This window comes from Dactylosporangium sp. CA-233914, from assembly GCF_050942935.1.
Classification (GTDB): Bacteria; Actinomycetota; Actinomycetes; order Mycobacteriales; family Micromonosporaceae; genus Dactylosporangium.
In genome coordinates this window covers 3,460,351-3,476,938 of the sequence record NZ_CP192030.1, presented here as the reverse complement: position 1 = coordinate 3,476,938, position 16,588 = coordinate 3,460,351, and the positions used below count along the sequence as shown (strand labels likewise).

The following is a 16,588-nucleotide window of genomic DNA, read 5'->3' as shown; positions in this document are numbered from 1 at the left end:
GCGAACACGGTACCCAGCGGCGGCTCGCCGGCTACCGGTTCGCCGTTCCTCTGGCGGGTGCGCACGTGCGGCGGATGTTCGACGAGCGTTGTCGCGGGCGGTGAATCCGGGAACCTGTCCGCCTGCCCATCGAAGGAACCGCTGTGCTGGAAGACATCCGCGCCGCGTGCCGGCGTGATCCGGCGCTGTACGGCATCCGCTGCGTCGAGGTCCTGCTCTACCCGGGCCTGTGGGCGCTGTGGGGCCACCGCGTCGCGCACCGGCTGTTCCGCTGGGGCGTGCCGCTGCTGCCCCGGCTGATCTCGCAGATCATGCGCAATGCCACCGGCGTCGAGATCCACCCCGGCGCCGTCGTCGGCCGGCGGCTGTTCATCGACCACGGCGCCGGGGTCGTCATCGGTGAGACCGCCCGCATCGGCGACGACGTGACCATGTACCACCAGGTGACCCTCGGCGGCCGCGGCTGGCGCCGCGACCCGAAGGGCGCCCACCGCCACCCGAGCGTCGGCGACCGCGTCGTGCTCGGCGTCGGCGCGACGGTGCTGGGGCCCGTGCGCATCGGCGACGACGCCGAGATCGGCGCGTTGTGCCTCGTCCTTTCCGACGTCCCGGCGGGCGCCCGGCTGCGCGCACCCACCGCCGAAACCGTACCCAGCAGTCACGCACGGCTCACGCCGACATCACCGCACTGATCGGCCGTACGCCGCTGTTCCGGCTCTCCCCTGTAGACAGTCCGACGTGGACTGTTCAGGCATGCGGGATGCCGGCGAGGGTGAAGAACTCCACCCTTGATCGAGGGTCGTCGCGCAGCGTGCCCAGCAGCGTGGAGGTGATCGTTTCGGCGCCGACCGCCCGCACGCCGCGCAGTGTCATGCACAGGTGCTCCGCTTGGATCACGACGCCGACACCTTTCGGCTCCAGATGGCGGGTCAGCCAGTCGGCGATCTGTTTGGTGAGGCGCTCCTGGACCTGGGGGCCGTGGGCGAACAGTTCGACCACGCGGGCGAGCTTGGACAGGCCTAGGATCCGTTCGCCGGGCAGGTAGCCGACGTGGGCCACGCCGAGGAACGGCAACAGGTGGTGCTCGCACACGGACCGGATCGGGATGGCGCGGGCAAGCACCAGTTCGTCGTAGCCCTCGTCGTTGTCGAACGTGGTGAGCCGGAACTCCCGGGGCGTCAGGAGCTCGGCGTAGGCGCGGGTCATCCGGCCCGGCGTGTCGGCCAGGCTTTCGGACTTCAGGTCGATGCCGAGTGCGGTGAGGAAGTCCGCGGCGGCCCGTTCGGCGGCGGCGAGATCGCGTTGGGGCCGGCGGTGGACGACCGGCAGCGGGGTGAAGGTCATCTCAACTCGCCCCGATGCCGAGCATGGCGAATCCGCCGGTGACGGCGTTCCATCAGGCACCTCCGCATATTTTCACCAATCAGCGCTGGCGTTAATCGCTATCCTGGCCCCAGTGGTCGATAATTTCAAGAGCCAGTGTTGGTGATAATCTCGGCGGGGTGCAGGACCACTGGGCCGCCTTGACCGCACTGGCCGATCCGACACGCCGGGCGCTGTACGACTACGTGCAGCACCAGGACCACCCGGTCAGCCGGGAGGAGGCAGCCGACGCCCAGCGCATGTCCCGCGGGCTGGCCGCATTCCACATGGACAAACTGGTCGACGCGGGACTGCTGTGCGCACGCTACGAGGCGTCTGCCGACCAGCCCCGCGGACGGGGCCGGACACCCAAGGTGTACGAGCCGGCAACGGACGGCCTGGCGATCACCGTGCCCGAGCGCCGCTACGAACTGATCGCGGAGATCCTCGCCGACGCGGTCGCGGACGACCCGGCAAACGCCGGTGCGGCCGCGCGGCGACGAGCGCACTCGACCGGCCGGGAGATCGGCACCCGGTTCGCGTCCGGTCGGGTCGACCTGATCGCAGCACTGTCCGGCCTCGGGTTCGAGCCGCAGCCGGCGCCCGCCGGACGGGTACTGCTGCACAACTGCCCGTTCCACGCCCTCGCGGCACGGCAGACCGCCCTGGTGTGCGGGCTCAGCCACACCCTCCTCGCCGGCCTGCTCGAGGGACTGGGAGCCACCGACCTGGAGGCCCGGCTGGCGCCACGCCCTGGCGCGTGCTGTGTCGAACTCGTGCCGGCGACGACCGGGTAAGGCACCAGGCGACCCCGATCGGCACCAGCGGACCAGAGCCAGCCCAGACACGCCGCAACCAGCCAGGCGGGTAACCGAAGCAGTGCGCTACTCCCGATGGAGTACGCGAAAGAAGTACAACAAAGGTCAGCGTGATCCGGTTGTCTACCGGGGACGGACGATGCCGCGCGCCTGGGTCGCGACGATCGGTGGCATGCCAGAAAGACTTCCGCGGCGGAGCCCCCTGTTGATCACGTCGCTGCTGGCCACCATGGGCGGCGCTTCGATCTACCTCGCTCCACTGGCCGCAGTGTGGCGTACCGCGTGGCCGTACGCTGTGTTGTTCGCCGTGCTGGGCGTCGCACAGCTGGGTGCGATTGTCCTCGTGCTGGCCCGTCCGACGTCGCGTCGGGTGCTGCTGGCCGCCGCCGCGGCACTGGCCGTGCTCGTCGTGTGGCTCCTGACCCGCGGCACACCGGTCCTGCCCGGTCCGTCGCCGTGGATACCGGTCGACTCGGTGATCGGGTTCACCGACTCCATCTGCGCCGCCCTGCAGGTCATCGGGGTGGCGGGATTCGGCATTGTGCCGGTTCTCCGCATGGTGGCGGCCTCCCACGGAACCGACGACGCGCGAGCCCAGCCCCGGCAGCATCTGCGCCGGATGGCTGGGGCGGTCGCTGTCGCACCGGTGACGCTGGTCGTGCTCGTGGCCACGTTCGTGGGGTTCAGCGGGGCCAGTGACGGGTTCGCGGGAGCCGGGTTTCCCGGCGGCGCCGTGGCTCCACGCCACCTGCCCGCCGGGAAGCGCAGCACGGTGGAGTACTGCCGGATCGACGGGGTTCCGCTGGCCATGGACATCTATACCCCGCCGGCCACCGCCGCGACGCCGGGCCGTGGCGCGCCGGTGGCGATGTACATCCACGGAGGTGGCCTGGTACTCGGCGACCGGAAACGCTCCGGGCTGGGCGCGTCGCTGTCCAACCACCAGGCCGCGTTGTTCACCCCGCTGCTGGAGCGGCTGAACGCCGGCGGCTACCTCGTCGCCTCGGTCGACTACCGGCTGACCCCCGCCGCCGCGTGGCCGGCTCCGATGGAGGATGCCAAATGTGCGGTGCGGTTCCTCCGGGCGCACGCCGCCGACCTCGGCATCGACCAGTCCCGCATCGGCGTGTGGGGCGCCAGCGGCGGTGGTTGGCTCTCGTCGATGCTGGGTCTGACCCATCACCAGAGCGGGTCCGGGCCGTACGCCGAACAGTCCAGCGCGGTTCAGGCCGTGGTGGACATGTTCGGCCCCACCGACCTCAACGACTTCGCCGACGCGCCGCCGTTCATCCGGTTCCTGCTCGGGGCCGGTATTGGTACGTCCACGGCCACCCGCCGCTCGGCCAGCCCGATCAACTACGTCACTGACGATGCGCCGCCGTTCCTGATCCTGCACGGTACGCAGGACGAGGACGTCCGGCCGCGACAGTCCGTCCGGTTCGCCGAGCGGCTGCGCGCCGCCGGTGTGCCGACCACGTTCGTCACGGTCGCCGGCACCGGGCACACACTGGCCACCCCCGGACAGCAGCCGTCGACGCAGGAGGTGACCGGTATGGTGGTGGACTTCTTCACAGCCACACTACGGTGACACCCCACCGGCGGCATGGTCCGTGGCGGTCGGGCGTCCGGGCGCCTACGGTGAGCCCGTGTTGAGGGGCGAGCCGCTGCGGCGGTGGATGGTCGACGCCGGGATCGTGCTCGCCGTGCTGGTCGCCGACGAGATCGCGATAGCGACCGGCCGCGAGGTGGGTTCGGCCGACCGGGACTGGTTCGCATACGTGCTCGGGATCGCGATGGCGGTGCCGCTGCTGCTGCGCGGGCGATACCCGACGGTCGTGCTGTACACGGTCTCGGTGGTGTTGCTGGTGTTCTACGCCCTCGACTACCCGGGGTTCCCGCCAGGGCTGGTGCTCGCGGTGCCGCTGTACGACGCGACGCGCGCCGGGCGGATGTGGTGGGCGGTGCCGGTGCCGGTGTTCTTCCTGAGCGCCGGTGCCATCGCGCTGATCGCGCACCGGGGGACGCCGGCGCTGGACGTGCTCTCCGCGTTTCTGCCGCAGGCGGCGACGCTGGCGGTGGCGATCCTGCTCGGCGCGCTGATGCGGAGCCGGGCCGCGTACACCGCCGAGGTGCGGCTCCGGCTGGCCCGCGCCGAGCGGGAGCGTGAACTGGAGGCGCAGCGCCGGGTCAGCGAGGAGCGGCTGCGGATCGCCCGCGACCTGCACGACACGGTGGGACACGCGATCGCCACCATCACCGTGCAGTCCGCCGCCGCGCTCCGGCTGCTGGACCAGGATCGGGAGCGCAGCCGGGAGGCGCTGGAGGCCATCCGTGGTACCGGACGGGCGGCGCTGACCGAGATGCGGGCCACCCTCGGTGTGCTGCGTTCCAACGATCCGGCCGGGGAACCGGCCGTCCCGCCGGACCGGGACGCCGGCCTGCACCGGCTGCCCGAACTGCTGGCGGCGGTGCGGGCCGCGGGGCTGCGGGTCGACGTGGACAGCGAGCTCGCCGACCAGCAGCTGCCGGGACCGGTGGATCAGGTGGCGTACCGCGTGCTCCAGGAGGCGCTGACCAACGTGCTTCGGCACGCCGGGCAGCAGTCCGGCGCCGAGGTGCTGCTGCGGGCGACGGACGACTCGGTGACCGTCGAGGTGCGCGACGACGGGCCGGGCCCCGACGCCGGTGCGGTACCGCCGGACGCCCCCGGCGGTGGTCGTGGCCTGCAGGGTATGCGGGAACGGGTCGAGACGCTTGGTGGGCGGCTGAAGGCCGGGCCTCGGCCGGACGGCGGTTTCCAGGTTCGGGCGATACTGCCCCGGGATGCGCCGCGGGCGCTGGAAGGTGAGGCGTCGTGATCCGGGTGCTGCTCGTCGACGACCAGGCCCTGGTGCGGGCGGGGTTCCGGGCGCTGCTGGAGGGTGTGCCCGACATCGAGGTGGTGGGCGAGGCCGGCAACGGAGGCACGGCGGTGGCGCTCGCCCGGCAACTGCGCCCGGACGTGGTCCTGATGGACATCCGGATGCCCGATGTGGACGGGGTCACCGCCACCCGCCTGATCACCGGCGACGCGCGGATGTCCGGGGTCCGGGTGCTGGTACTGACCACATTCGCCGAGGAGGACAACGTGTTCGCCGCCCTGCGCTCCGGCGCCAGCGGCTTCTTGGTCAAGGACACCGACCCGGACGAACTGGTGCAGGCGGTGCGCGTGGTGGCCCGCGGCGACGCGCTGTTGTCGCCCGCCGTCACCCGGGCGGTGATCCGACGCTCGGTCGAGGCCGGGCAGCCCGCGGCCAGGCCGAGACCGGAGTCGCCGGAACTGGCCCTGCTCACCGCCCGGGAACGGGAAGTGGTGCAACTCGTCGCGGCCGGACTGAGCAACGACGACATCGCCGCCCGTCTCGTGCTCAGCCCCCTCACCGCCAAGACCCACGTGGCACGCGCGATGGCGAAGGTCGGCGCGCGGGACCGAGCCCAGCTGGTGGTCTTCGCCTACCAGAACGGCCTGGCCACGCCGGACGGATACGACACCGGGAGTACGAGCCGGTAGGAGGCCACGCCGCAGAGTGTCTTCGCCGGCAGGACGTTTCGGTCGTGGATGCGCCGGACGATCTGCGACATGACCGACTCGTCACTCGCCCGCCTCGCCGCCTTCTGCCACCGGCGCCGGTACACGGTGCTGTCCGGCTGGATCGTGCTCGCCGCCACCATGGTGCTGCTCGCCGCCGGGTACGGCGCCGGCTCCGACAACACCTTCAGCACCGGCGCCACCCAGTCCGGTCAGGCGCGGCAGCAGATCGCCGAGCACTTCCCCGGGTTCACCGGCGACAGCGTGACGCTGGCCGTGCGGTCCGACGCCACCCTGGACGACCCCGCCGTGCAGGCTCGGGTGCGCCATGTCGTCGAGTTGCTCGCCACCACCGAACACGTCAGCCGGGTCAGTTCGCCGTACGACGCACCGGACCAGATCAGCGTCGACCGGCACACCGGGTACGCCGTGGCGGTGCTCGACGTCCCCAGCGACGAGATGCCGGTGGCGCAGACCCGCAACCTGCTCGACCAGGTGCGTGAGGCCGGCGGGTCCGGGGTGACCTTCGCCCTGGCCGGACCGGCCGTCAACAACGTCGAGACCCCCGGCGGCGGCCCCGCGGACGCGGTGGGGCTCGCCGCGGCGGCGGTCATCCTGCTCGTCGCGCTCGGCTCGGTGCTGGCGATGGGGCTGCCCATCGCCACCGCGGTCCTCGGCATCCTGGTGGGCCTGTCCGGGATGTCCCTGCTGGGCCACCTGTTCCCCGCCCCCGGGTTCGCGCCGGTCCTGGCCAGCATGATCGGCCTCGGGGTGGGCGTCGACTACGCCCTGTTCATCGTGAGCAGGTACCGCGAGGCGCTGCACGCCGGACGCACCCCGCGGGACGCCGTGGTGACCGCGACCGCCACTGCCGGTCGGGCGGTGCTGTTCGCCGGCGCCACCGTCGTGGTGGGCCTGGCCGGGCTGCTACTCACCGGACTGGGCTTCATGCGCGGCCTGGCGGTCGGTGCGGCGGTGACGGTCGTGGCGACCATGCTGGCGGCGGTCACCTTGCTCCCGGCGCTGCTCGGCCTGGTCGGGCACCGCATCGACCGGCTGTCGGTGCACCGCCGCCGCGCCTCGACCCGGCCCTGGTCGTCCCGCTGGGCCGACAGCGTCATCCGCCGGCCGGTGGTCGCCGTCCTGGCCTGCGGACTGCTGCTGGCGGCGCTGGCCGCCCCTGCGCTGGACCTGCGGCTGAGCATGCCGGACGCGAGCACCCAGCCGCGGGACACCAGCGCCTACGCCGCGCACCGGATGCTCACCGAAGGGTTCGGCGCCGGCTTCGACGCCACCCTGTCGGTGGTGGTCCGCCTGCCCGAAGGCGACCCGGACCGCGTCGCCGCGGCGATCGCGGCCGAGCCCGGGGTGGCGTCGGTGAGCCCGCCGCGGCGCAGCGACGACGCAACGATCGCGATCCTCGCCGTCCGTCCGACCACCGGCACCCAGGACGAGGCCACCACCGAACTGGTATCCCGGCTGCGGGCGGTCACCGCCGGCCAACCGGTCCTCGTCGGTGGTGTGGTCGCCACGGCCATCGACTTCGCCGCGCTGACCGCCGACCGGCTTCCCCTGGTCGTCGCGATGGTGGTCGGCCTGTCCCTGCTGCTGCTCGTGATGATCTTCCGATCCCCGCTGCTCGCGGTGAAGGCCGGCCTGCTCAACCTGATCTCGATCGGCGCCTCGTTCGGGGTATTGGTCGCGGTGGTGCAATGGGGCTGGCTGGGGAGCGTACTGAACTTCCCCACCACGATGCCGGTCACCGCCTGGGTTCCGCTGATCATGTTCCCGGTGCTGTTCGGACTCTCCATGGACTACGAGGTCTTCCTGGTGTCCCGGATCCGGGAGGCGTACGACACGATCGGCGACACCCGGACTGCGGTGCGCGAGGGACTCACCCGCACCGCCCGGGTCATCACCGCCGCCGCTGCCATCATGATCGCGGTGTTCCTGTCGGTGATGCTCGGCGCCGACGTCGGCGTCAAACAGCTCGGCCTCGGCCTCGCCGTGGCGGTGTTCGTCGACGCCACCATCGTGCGGCTGATCCTGCTGCCGGCCACGATGGAACTCGTCGGCCGATACAACTGGTGGCTGCCACGGTGGCTCGACCGGGTAATGCCCAGCGTCCACGGTGGGGCGTAGCGAGACGACTTGAACGTTCCCGGCTCGGCCGGTCAGCACGGACGTGCGGCTGGAGTAGGAATTCAGGTGCCGAATCCCTCGTACGCCAGGTGCAGCATCATGCCCTGGTCGGCGTGGCTGAGGTTGTGGCAGTGGTTCATCCACAAACCGGGATTGGTGGCGCGGAACGCCACGTCCCACACCTCCCCCGGACGCACGTCGAACGTGTCCAACCACAGCGGACTGCCGGTCGGTGCGCGCCCGTCGCGGGCCAGCACAAGCACCCGGTGGCCGTGCAGGTGCCACGGGTGGGTGTCGCGCCCGCGGTTGACCACGGTGAACCGGACGAGGTCTCCCTGGCGGACGACCTCGGTCGGGATGGACGGGAACGCGCGGCCGTTGACGGTGTACGCGTAGCGTGGCCGGGCGCCGGACAGCGCGACCCCGCGGTCGAGGACCAGCGTGAAATGCCGGTCGAACCGGCTGTGCACATCAAACGGGGTGGCGGCGGGCGTGCCGTACCGGGCCAGGTCGAGTTCGGGCCAGCCCGCGGTGTCCTCGGCCATGGCCGGCCCGCCGTCGGCTTCCGGCGCGAGCCGCAGGCCACCGGCGCGATCGTTGTCGACCAGCAGGGCGACCGGGTGGTCCGGCGCGCGGAACGCCAGGTCGTAGCGGCCGCCCGCGGGCAGCCGCAGCCCGGCCCGGGTCAGGTCACCGGGACTGTTCAGGTCGTTGCCGTCGGCGGCGACCAGGCGGTACACGGTCCCGGCCAGGGTGAACCGGTGCGGCGTGTTGTCGGTGTTGACCAGTCGCAGCCGCACCTGCGTGCCGGGCGCCACGCGTTGTCGCACGGGCTGGTCGGCGCTGCCGAGAACGGTGACGCCGGCAAGGGTGTGCACGGCCACGGTCGTGTCCAGGCCTGGTGCCGGATCACCGCGCGGGGTCACGACGAGTGTCCCGTACAGTCCCATTCTGACGCCACGGTCCGAGACCTCGTGGGTGTGGTACCAGTACGTGCCGACCTGGTCGGCGACGAAGCGGTACACGAACTCCTGTCCGGGCATGACCGCGTCCTGGGTCATGCCCGGCACCCCGTCCTCGCCCGCGGGCACGTCGTAGCCGTGCCAGTGCAGGGTCACCCCGGCGCGGATGTCCACGTTGCGCAGTGTGACCTCGACGAGGTCGCCCTCCACGGCGGTGATCGGCGGTCCGGGGACCTGGCCGTCGAAGGTCCACGCCTGGACCCGGCGGCCGGAGGACAGCGTGATGGTGGCGGTGCGGGCGGTCAGCGTGAACCGGCGCACCGTGCCGTCCCCGGGCGGCGCAGCGGGGCCGCGCAGCGTGGCCGGCTCAACCGCGTGCCCGCCATGATGACCACCGGTCGCGGCGCTGTCGTCGCCGCCGGTCCCCATCGCCAGTCCCACGCCCACCAGCCCCACCGCGATCGTCGCCGCCACGCCCGCGCGCATGCCCGGCACAGGCCCGGCCGGTACCGCCACCCGCCAGGTCACCAGCGCGGCGAGACCGACCAGCGCCACCGTGATCAGCGCGACGCTCCAGGTCGCTGGATACCCGACCAGAATCGTGACGAGCAGGCCGCCGGCCGCGGCGTACCCGGCCGTCAGCAGCGGGACCACGACGGCCGTGCGGTATCCGGCCGAACTGTCCTGGCGCTGCGATCTGGCGGCCCGGGCCAGGCGCGGGCCGGCCAGCAGCACGGCGGTCACACCGGCGGCGCCGAGCAGCGGCAGGGCCAGCGTCGCCTTCTCCTGTGCGAACCACCAGCCGCGACCGGCCAGAGCGAGCACCATGCCGGCCCGGGCGAGCGTGGCCAGTACCGCCACCGCGCACAGGGCCAGCGCCGGCCGCGGCCGGCGGGCCGCGGCCGTCACGCCCGCGCCCAGCCACACGGCCGTGACCACGGCACCGGCGACCAGGTCCAGTACGAGCAGAAGGTCGGTCGTCATGCTGACGGCGTGGCGGCGGATCGGGCCGCGCCGGCCGGTTCGCTCGCAGGCGCGGCGACGGCCAGCAGCCGGGCCCGCCGGAACACGACACCCGCGACCGCCATGATGGCGAGCCCGTTGATCGCGTGCAGGCCGAGGATGGTCAACCCCGCCGCAGTGGTGGTGTCTTCGGTGCCGCTGACCGCGCGGCCGAGGGTGACGATCAGAACCTGGACGACCACAAGACCGAGCGGCAGGATCGTCAGTCCGATCAACTTGCCCGGTGCCCGGGCCGTCGCGGCGGCGATGGTCGCCAGCAGTGACAGCAACGGGATGACCATCATGCCCGTGGCGTCGTGCAGCGCGAACGAGTCCTCGTGCTGCGGTTTGGCGAAGGCGCCCACCGCGGCGAAGTAGAACTGGGCGAGCACGGCGAGCAGCAACAGAGCGCTGAGCCCAACGTACACCTTGCGCATGGCGCACTCCTTGTCGTGATCGGCCGGCCGGCGCCAGCGCCCCGTTGACCGAGACGGCCGGCCGGGTACGGATACGGGTCTCGACCGGCCCGTCCGTGTACCGACACCGTAGGCAACCATGGACGAATCCGGCGTCCACGCTCTGACGTACCCATGGATACGCCGGAGTGCGGACGCCACTACGGCTGCGTACGCCCAGCGGCGAAGCCGAGCTGTTCGAGGAGCATGGCACTCGCGGTGATCAGGTACGCAGGATCGCGTAGCGGCTCCGGGCCGGCTGCGTTCACCGACGTAGGCCGGGATTCGAGCGGTGGCGGTACCGGCGTGCCGTGATTCGATGCATGATCGGTTGGTGCGATGGGCTGAGCGGTTGGGGCGCCGAGCGCTGGTGGGCGACGGCCTGCTGGCGGTGGCCCTGGCCGGCATGGCGCTTGCCACGGCGATCGGGGCACAACGGTGGCAGGACGCCAGGCACCCCATCGACGCGCTGGGCGGTGCGTTGATCGTGGGTGCCGCGCTGCCGCTCGTCGTTCGTCGGGCCTGGCCGTTGGCCACCTTGATGCTCACGGCCGCCGCCACGTCGGCGTACCTGATCCTCGGTTACCCGTACGCCCTGATCCTGCTCTGTCTCGCGGTGGCTGTGTACACAGCGGCGGCCCGGCTGCCGGCCCGGCGAGCCACGCTCGGCGGCGTCGTGGCCCTCGTCATGCTGCTGGGCCACGTACTGGTGCTGGCCACCGGCCCGGGCCGCGGCAGCGCGTTGGCCGGATTGGTGCCGGGCTCGGCGTGGGTGTTCCTACCCTTTGCCGTGGGGCGAGTGGTCCGGGTCGGCCGGGAATCCTCGGCGCGGACTCGTGCTGAGCAGATCCGACGCCAATCCTATGAGGAGCGGCTGCGCATCGCACAGGAGGTGCACGACGTGGTTGGTCATGGCCTCGCGGCGATCCACATGCAGGCCGAGATCGCCCTGCACGTGCTGCCCAAACGGCCGGAGCACGCGGAGACGGCGCTGACCGCGATCAGCCGGACCAGCAAAGAGGCCCTCGACGAACTGCGGGCGACCCTCGCCGTGGTGCGCCGCGAGGATCACACCGCCGCGTCGCGCGCACCCGGGTCGGGACTGGCCCGCGTCGGCGAACTCGTCGAGCGGATGTCGGGCACCGGCGTTGCGGTGACGGTCGCCACCACAGGAACGCCGCGAGAGCTGCCGGCCGCCGTCGACCTGGCGGCGTACCGGATCGTGCAGGAGGCGTTGACCAACGTCCTGCGCCATGCCGACACCACGACCGCCTCGGTCCTGATCGGGTACCAGCCGCCGGAACTGACCATCGAGGTGACCGACAACGGCCGCGGAGCGGGCAGGCGCCCGGGCGCCACCGCCGGCGATGCGCATGGCGGGCAGGGCATACCGGGAATGGCCGCGCGGGTCACCGCGCTGGGCGGCGTCTTCGAAGCCGGCCCACGCCCCGGCGGCGGCTTCCGGGTCCACGCCCGGCTGCCGATAGCGCAGGCGCCGGCATGATCCGGGTGCTGCTCGCCGACGACCAGGACCTCATCCGCCTCGGCCTGCGCGTGCTGCTGGACAGTGAGGACGACCTGGAGGTCGTGGCAGACGCCGCGGACGGGCTGCACACGGTGACGCTGGCCCGGCAGCTGCACCCGGACGTGGTGCTCATGGACGTACGGATGCCCGGCATCGACGGCATCGAGGCGACCCGGCGCATCGTCGCCGACCAGAACCTCAGCGCCACCAAAGTCATCGTGCTGACGACCTTCGAGATCGACGAATACGTGTTCGACGCGCTGCGCGTGGGTGCCAGCGGCTTCCTCATCAAGGACACCAAACCGGCGGAACTGCTGCGCGCGATACGCCTGGTCGCCGACGGCGACGCGCTGCTGTCCCCGTCGGTCACCCGCCGGGTGGTCCGCGAGTTCGCCAACCAATCCAGCCGGGCCCTGAAACCCCACCCCCAGCTGGCCACCCTCACCGACCGGGAACGCGAGATCGTCGCGCTGGTCGCCGAAGGGCTCAGCAACGAGGAGGTCGCCGAGCGCCTGGTGATCAGCCCGGCGACCGCGCGTACCCACGTCAGCCGGGCGATGGTCAAACTCGGCGCACGTGACCGCGCCCAGCTGGTGGTCTTCGCCTACCAGTCGGGCCTGGTCCGGTAGGCAGGACCGACGCCCGACGCCGCGCCTGAGCCAACTCGTCAGCCCTGGACATCGGCGTGATCCCTGTGCCCCAGGTCAGGTGGCGTATCGGCCGTTCGCCGTACGATCCGCGGACCGCCGTCGGGGTGCACCCGGTCGAACCATTTCGCCGCGAACTCAAGATCGGGAACCGTTCCGGGTGGCAGCTCCAGCGCGGCGGTGCGGGCCGGCGGAACAGGCCGGGTCCGCAGCTCAGCGATCACGTCGCGTACGCGCTCCCCCACGGGCTTCACGCGGTTGTCCGTATCGATGAGGCCGAGCCCGTACTCCAGCTCGTCGAACCCACGCAGCCGCCGGTCGATGTCGTGGGAGGCCCACCACGTCACCGCGGTCACCTCCGGAATCGCGGCGATGCGCCGCAGCATCCGCTCCGCGAAGTCCGGCACGTTCACCCGGTCCAGCCAGAGCTCGGACACCCCCACCTCCTGCACCCACAGCGGCTTGCGGCGTCCATCGAGGACGGCGAGCGCGACCTGGGCCAGATAGTCCGGTATCGCCCAAGCGCCGCGCTCCCCCTCGCCGAAGCGCGCCAAGGCCCCGGTGAAGTACGGCCAGGCATGGATCGCAACAAGATCCGAGATGTCCACGACCGTCTCCGCGGTGAGCGCGCAGTCCCCGGTCATCCACGGCTCATGATCAACACCAACGGTCACCGGGACGCCGGGAGCACCACTGCGCGCCGCCGCTGCCATGCGTGCCGCCCAGCCATCGCCGGAACCCGGTGCGAGTCGCGCCTGCCGCATGAGGACGTTCGGCTCGTTCGCGATGTCGAGGCACCACACGGCGGGATGCTCCGCGACAGCCTTCGCGACCGAAGTCACGAGTCGCGCCGCCGCCTCGACCGCTTCCGGATCAGCGAAGGGGCTGGCATCCCGCAGCCAGGCGGGACGGAAGTCGAAGCCGCTCAGCCAGCCGTCGAGCACCGTCGGGCAGGCCGACAGCCCGCGCTCACCAGCAAGGTCGAGGAGGCGTACGAGCCGGGTCAGCATCGTCGGGGACACGTAGGCCGGGTTCGGCTGGAACAAGGGCCACAGGCACTGGAGGCGTACATGGTCGAAGCCGAGCCCCATGATGACGTCGAGGTCGCGCGCGATGACGTCCTCGTCCCAGTCCACCCACGCATACCACCAATCGCGGGAGGGCAGGTAGTTGACGCCGTACCGGGTGGGGTTGCTCATGCGCTCAGCCGATCCGCCAGGAAGGACGCCTGCAACGCCCACTGGCTCGCGGCGCCGCCTTCGTGGTCGTTGAACGGATGGACTGTGATCTCCTTCTCGCCGGCGTACGCGTTGTACGCGGCGAACACGGTGGACGGCGGGCACGTCTGGTCGAGCAGTCCGACGGAGAACAGCGCCGCCGCACGGGCACGCGCCGCGAAGGAGACACCGTCGAAGTAGGACAGCGTCTCGAAGACCTGCTCCGTCATGCCTCGCCGGACGGCGAGATACCGGACGATCTCTTGGTACGGGTCACGACCGGTGAACCCTACTGCCCGTTCGAAGTGGCACAGGAACGGAACATCGGGCAGGACCGCCACCAGATCGTCGGTCAGACCGGCGGCGGCCAGTGCGATGCCGCCACCCTGACTGCCGCCGCACACCGACACGCGAGCCGCGTCGACGAGCGGGTGTTCGCGTACCGCGTCGATCGCGCGTACCGCGTCGGTGAAGACCCGCCGGTAATAGTACGTCTCCGGGCTCTCGACGCCGCGGGTCATGAAGCCGCTCGCGGCCGGGCCGCTGCCGTGCGGATCGGACGTGTCACCGCCGACACCCCACATCGCCCCCTGCCCGCGCGTGTCCATGACGAAGAACGCGTACCCGGCGGCGACCCAAGGCAGCCACTCGTGCGGCAGCCCACGCCCCGCACCGTAACCCAGGTACTGCACGACGGTGGGCAGCGGCGCTTCGGCGTCGGCCGGGACGACAAGCCAGCCGGCGACCGTGTCGCCGGCATACCCGGGGAACCGTACATCGAATACGCTGCATGCGGTCAGCGCCGACGCGATGAGCGTGAACGTCGGTTTGCCGTCGGCGGCGCGCGCGTCGGCGATCGTACGCGCCCAGAAGTCGTCGAAGTCCGCGGGCACCCGCAGATCAGGCCGGTACGCGCGGAGTTCCTCGAGGGCGAGGTCGAAGCGGGGCATGCGGGATCCTTCGGATCAGACTGACGGTCCAACGTGGACCGCCAGTGTCGTGACGGAGGCGATGGTCTCCACGCTCATCCCTTCAGGGCTCCGGCATTGCCCGCAGCGCGCAGGAACTGCCGCTGGAACACGAGGAAGAGCACCACCGGGATGATCACGGAGATGAACAGGGCGGCCATGAACTGGGAGAAGTCGAGCGAGCCCTCCAGGCGGGGCAGCGCGACCGAGATCGGCTGATCCTGCGGGTTCGGGAAGGCCAGCAGCGGCCAGAGGAACTCCTTGTACGCACCGACGAGCGTCAGCAGGCTCACCACGCCGAGAATCGGCCGCGACAGCGGCAGGACGAGCGACACGAATACCCGGAACGGGCCTGCCCCGTCGATCCTGGCCGCCTCGAACAGCTCGGCCGGGATCGCCGCGAAGAATCGCTGCATGAGCAGGACGTTGACCGCGTTGGCCGAGGCGGGCAGCCAGACGGCCCACAAGGTGCCGAGCAGGTTGACGTGGACGAGCGGCACGTCCATCACCGTGAGGTAGAGCGAGACGAGCGAGATGACTCCGGGAAGGAACAGGGTCGCGAGGACTGCCGCGAAGACCGCCTTGGCGTACCTCGGCTTGAGCACTGCCAACCCGTAGCCGCCGGTCGTCGCGACGAACACCCCGAAGAACAGCGATCCCGCCATGAGCCAGAGAGTGTTGAAGAAGTAGCGGCCGAAATCGACCTTCGTCCACACCGCGGCGAAGCTGTCCCAGTGAACGCCGCTCGGCCACAGCGAGAAGGGTGCGGACAGCGTCTCGGTCGAGGTCGACGTCGCGGCCTTGAAGAGCCAGAACAGCGGCCCTACGCACAAGACGGCGAGGCCGGCGTAGGTCAGGACGCCCGCGACGCTGATCCCGATTCGCACGGCAGGGCGGCGCCGATCAAGACGGGACAGAATGCTGCGCTCGGATTCAGCGGTCATGACGTGCTCCAGCGCCTGGTTGACCAGAGGTAGATCCCGGACAGCGCGGACAGCGCGATCGCCAGCAGCACGCTGAGCGCCGTCGCGCGCCCGTAGTCGCCCGAGACGAAGGCGTACCGATAGATCAGCATGAGGATCGTGACGGTGCGGTTCTCCGGACCACCGTTCGTCATGATGTAGGGCTCGGTGAACACCTGGAACGTGCCGATCAGCTGGAGCAGCATCATCACGAGCAGCACGCCGCGCATCTGCGGGAGGGTGACGTGCCAGAACCGCTTGAACGCACCGGCCCCATCGGACTCCGCGGCGTCATAGAGCTCGCTCTGCACTCCCATCAGCGTCGCCAGGTAGATGATCGTCGCGGTGCCGAACGACGCCCAGGTCGCCTGCAGCACGATCGACGGCATCGCCAGGTCGCCGTCGTTGAGCCAGGCGAGCGGGCCGAGCCCGGCCCAGCCGAGCACCGTGTTGAGCACTCCGGTCGGGCTTGGATCGAAGAACGCCTTCCACAGCAGCACGGCGACGACGGGCGGGAAGATCACCGGCAGGTAGGCAAGCGCGGAGGCCAGCCCGCGCGTACGGCGCATCTCCGCTATGAAGATCGCGAGGAGCACCGGCAGCGGAAACCCGATCGCGAGCGCGAGCAGAGCGAACCACAGCGTGTTCCAGGCCGCGGTCAGCAGCAGCGGGTCGGCGAGCACCCGGGTGAAGTTGGAGAAGCCGACCCACTCTGTGGTGAGGAAATTGGTTTGCTGGACGCTCAGGGGCAGCGACCGCAGGATCGGCCACCACGAGAAGAGGCCGAACGACAGCAGGAGCGGCAGGAAGAACAGCAGCGTGGACAGCCCGCCACGGCGTACCCAGCCCACGAGCCGGCGCGCGGGGTGCTTCGCCTCGGCCTGGTGCATGCTGGACGCCGGCCGGGACGGGGCCTGGACAGTCAGGGAGATCACCTCGTCTGTTCGGGTGGGGCTCCCC

Annotated in this window: 15 protein-coding genes; 8 read left to right on the top strand and 7 right to left on the bottom strand. The window is 71.1% G+C overall.

All coding sequences use genetic code 11. From position 1 onward, the window contains the following. Positions 1-143 precede the first annotated feature (143 nt). Positions 144-692, top strand: a complete 549-nt coding sequence (gene epsC, locus ACQPY0_RS16050) for a serine O-acetyltransferase EpsC (RefSeq protein ID WP_432989468.1) — start codon at positions 144-146, stop codon at positions 690-692. A 55-nt stretch (positions 693-747) separates the two neighbouring features. Here the strand turns inward: epsC and folE are convergent, their stop codons facing one another. Next, the gene (gene folE, locus ACQPY0_RS16045) at positions 748-1,344 is read right to left on the bottom strand and encodes a GTP cyclohydrolase I FolE (protein ID WP_432989466.1); all 597 of its coding nucleotides are present in this window, start codon (positions 1,342-1,344) and stop codon (positions 748-750) included. A 158-nt stretch (positions 1,345-1,502) separates the two neighbouring features. On the opposite strand from folE, the gene ACQPY0_RS16040 reads away from it, so the two are divergent. From ACQPY0_RS16040 to ACQPY0_RS16020, 5 genes are all read left to right on the top strand, one after another. Then, positions 1,503-2,159, top strand: coding sequence for a helix-turn-helix transcriptional regulator (locus ACQPY0_RS16040; protein WP_432989464.1), 657 nt, complete (start codon positions 1,503-1,505; stop codon positions 2,157-2,159). Between the two features lie 193 nt (positions 2,160-2,352). Beyond that, positions 2,353-3,768, top strand: coding sequence for an alpha/beta hydrolase fold domain-containing protein (locus tag ACQPY0_RS16035; RefSeq protein ID WP_432989462.1), 1,416 nt, complete (start codon positions 2,353-2,355; stop codon positions 3,766-3,768). Between the two features lie 58 nt (positions 3,769-3,826). Next, positions 3,827-5,038: a sensor histidine kinase gene (locus tag ACQPY0_RS16030; RefSeq protein ID WP_432989460.1), complete on the top strand. Its 1,212-nt coding sequence runs from the start codon at positions 3,827-3,829 to the stop codon at positions 5,036-5,038. Next, the gene (locus ACQPY0_RS16025) at positions 5,035-5,730 is read left to right on the top strand and encodes a response regulator (protein ID WP_432989458.1); all 696 of its coding nucleotides are present in this window, start codon (positions 5,035-5,037) and stop codon (positions 5,728-5,730) included. Before ACQPY0_RS16030 ends, ACQPY0_RS16025 begins: the two co-directional genes overlap by 4 nt. 69 nt (positions 5,731-5,799) lie before the next feature. Next, a complete protein-coding gene (locus ACQPY0_RS16020; RefSeq protein WP_432989456.1) occupies positions 5,800-7,890 on the top strand; it encodes an MMPL family transporter in 2,091 nt (696 codons plus the stop codon). A gap of 62 nt (positions 7,891-7,952) precedes the next feature. On the opposite strand, the gene ACQPY0_RS16015 is transcribed toward ACQPY0_RS16020, so the two are convergent. Next, a complete protein-coding gene (locus tag ACQPY0_RS16015) occupies positions 7,953-9,836 on the bottom strand; it encodes a multicopper oxidase family protein (protein WP_432989454.1) in 1,884 nt (627 codons plus the stop codon). Further along, positions 9,833-10,291, bottom strand: coding sequence for a DUF6220 domain-containing protein (locus ACQPY0_RS16010; RefSeq protein WP_432989452.1), 459 nt, complete (start codon positions 10,289-10,291; stop codon positions 9,833-9,835). Before ACQPY0_RS16010 ends, ACQPY0_RS16015 begins: the two co-directional genes overlap by 4 nt. 352 nt (positions 10,292-10,643) lie before the next feature. Between ACQPY0_RS16010 and ACQPY0_RS16005 the strand changes: the two genes are divergently transcribed. Both ACQPY0_RS16005 and ACQPY0_RS16000 read left to right on the top strand, forming a co-directional pair. After that, positions 10,644-11,813 carry a sensor histidine kinase gene (locus ACQPY0_RS16005; protein ID WP_432989450.1) on the top strand — a complete coding sequence of 390 codons (1,170 nt, stop codon included), beginning with the start codon at positions 10,644-10,646 and terminating at the stop codon, positions 11,811-11,813. After that, entirely contained in the window at positions 11,810-12,463 is a 654-nt protein-coding gene (locus ACQPY0_RS16000; protein WP_432989448.1) for a response regulator, read from the top strand. Before ACQPY0_RS16005 ends, ACQPY0_RS16000 begins: the two co-directional genes overlap by 4 nt. A gap of 38 nt (positions 12,464-12,501) precedes the next feature. On the opposite strand, the gene ACQPY0_RS15995 is transcribed toward ACQPY0_RS16000, so the two are convergent. From ACQPY0_RS15995 to ACQPY0_RS15980, 4 genes are all read right to left on the bottom strand, one after another. Beyond that, positions 12,502-13,680 (bottom strand): glycoside hydrolase 5 family protein, encoded by a 1,179-nt coding sequence (locus ACQPY0_RS15995; RefSeq protein WP_432989446.1) that lies wholly within the window; start codon positions 13,678-13,680, stop codon positions 12,502-12,504. Beyond that, a complete protein-coding gene (locus ACQPY0_RS15990; protein ID WP_432989444.1) occupies positions 13,677-14,648 on the bottom strand; it encodes an acetylxylan esterase in 972 nt (323 codons plus the stop codon). Before ACQPY0_RS15990 ends, ACQPY0_RS15995 begins: the two co-directional genes overlap by 4 nt. Before the next feature lie 74 nt (positions 14,649-14,722). After that, entirely contained in the window at positions 14,723-15,610 is an 888-nt protein-coding gene (locus ACQPY0_RS15985; protein ID WP_432989442.1) for a carbohydrate ABC transporter permease, read from the bottom strand. Beyond that, positions 15,607-16,563, bottom strand: coding sequence for a carbohydrate ABC transporter permease (locus tag ACQPY0_RS15980; protein ID WP_432989440.1), 957 nt, complete (start codon positions 16,561-16,563; stop codon positions 15,607-15,609). Before ACQPY0_RS15980 ends, ACQPY0_RS15985 begins: the two co-directional genes overlap by 4 nt. Between the last annotated feature and the right edge of the window lie 25 nt (positions 16,564-16,588).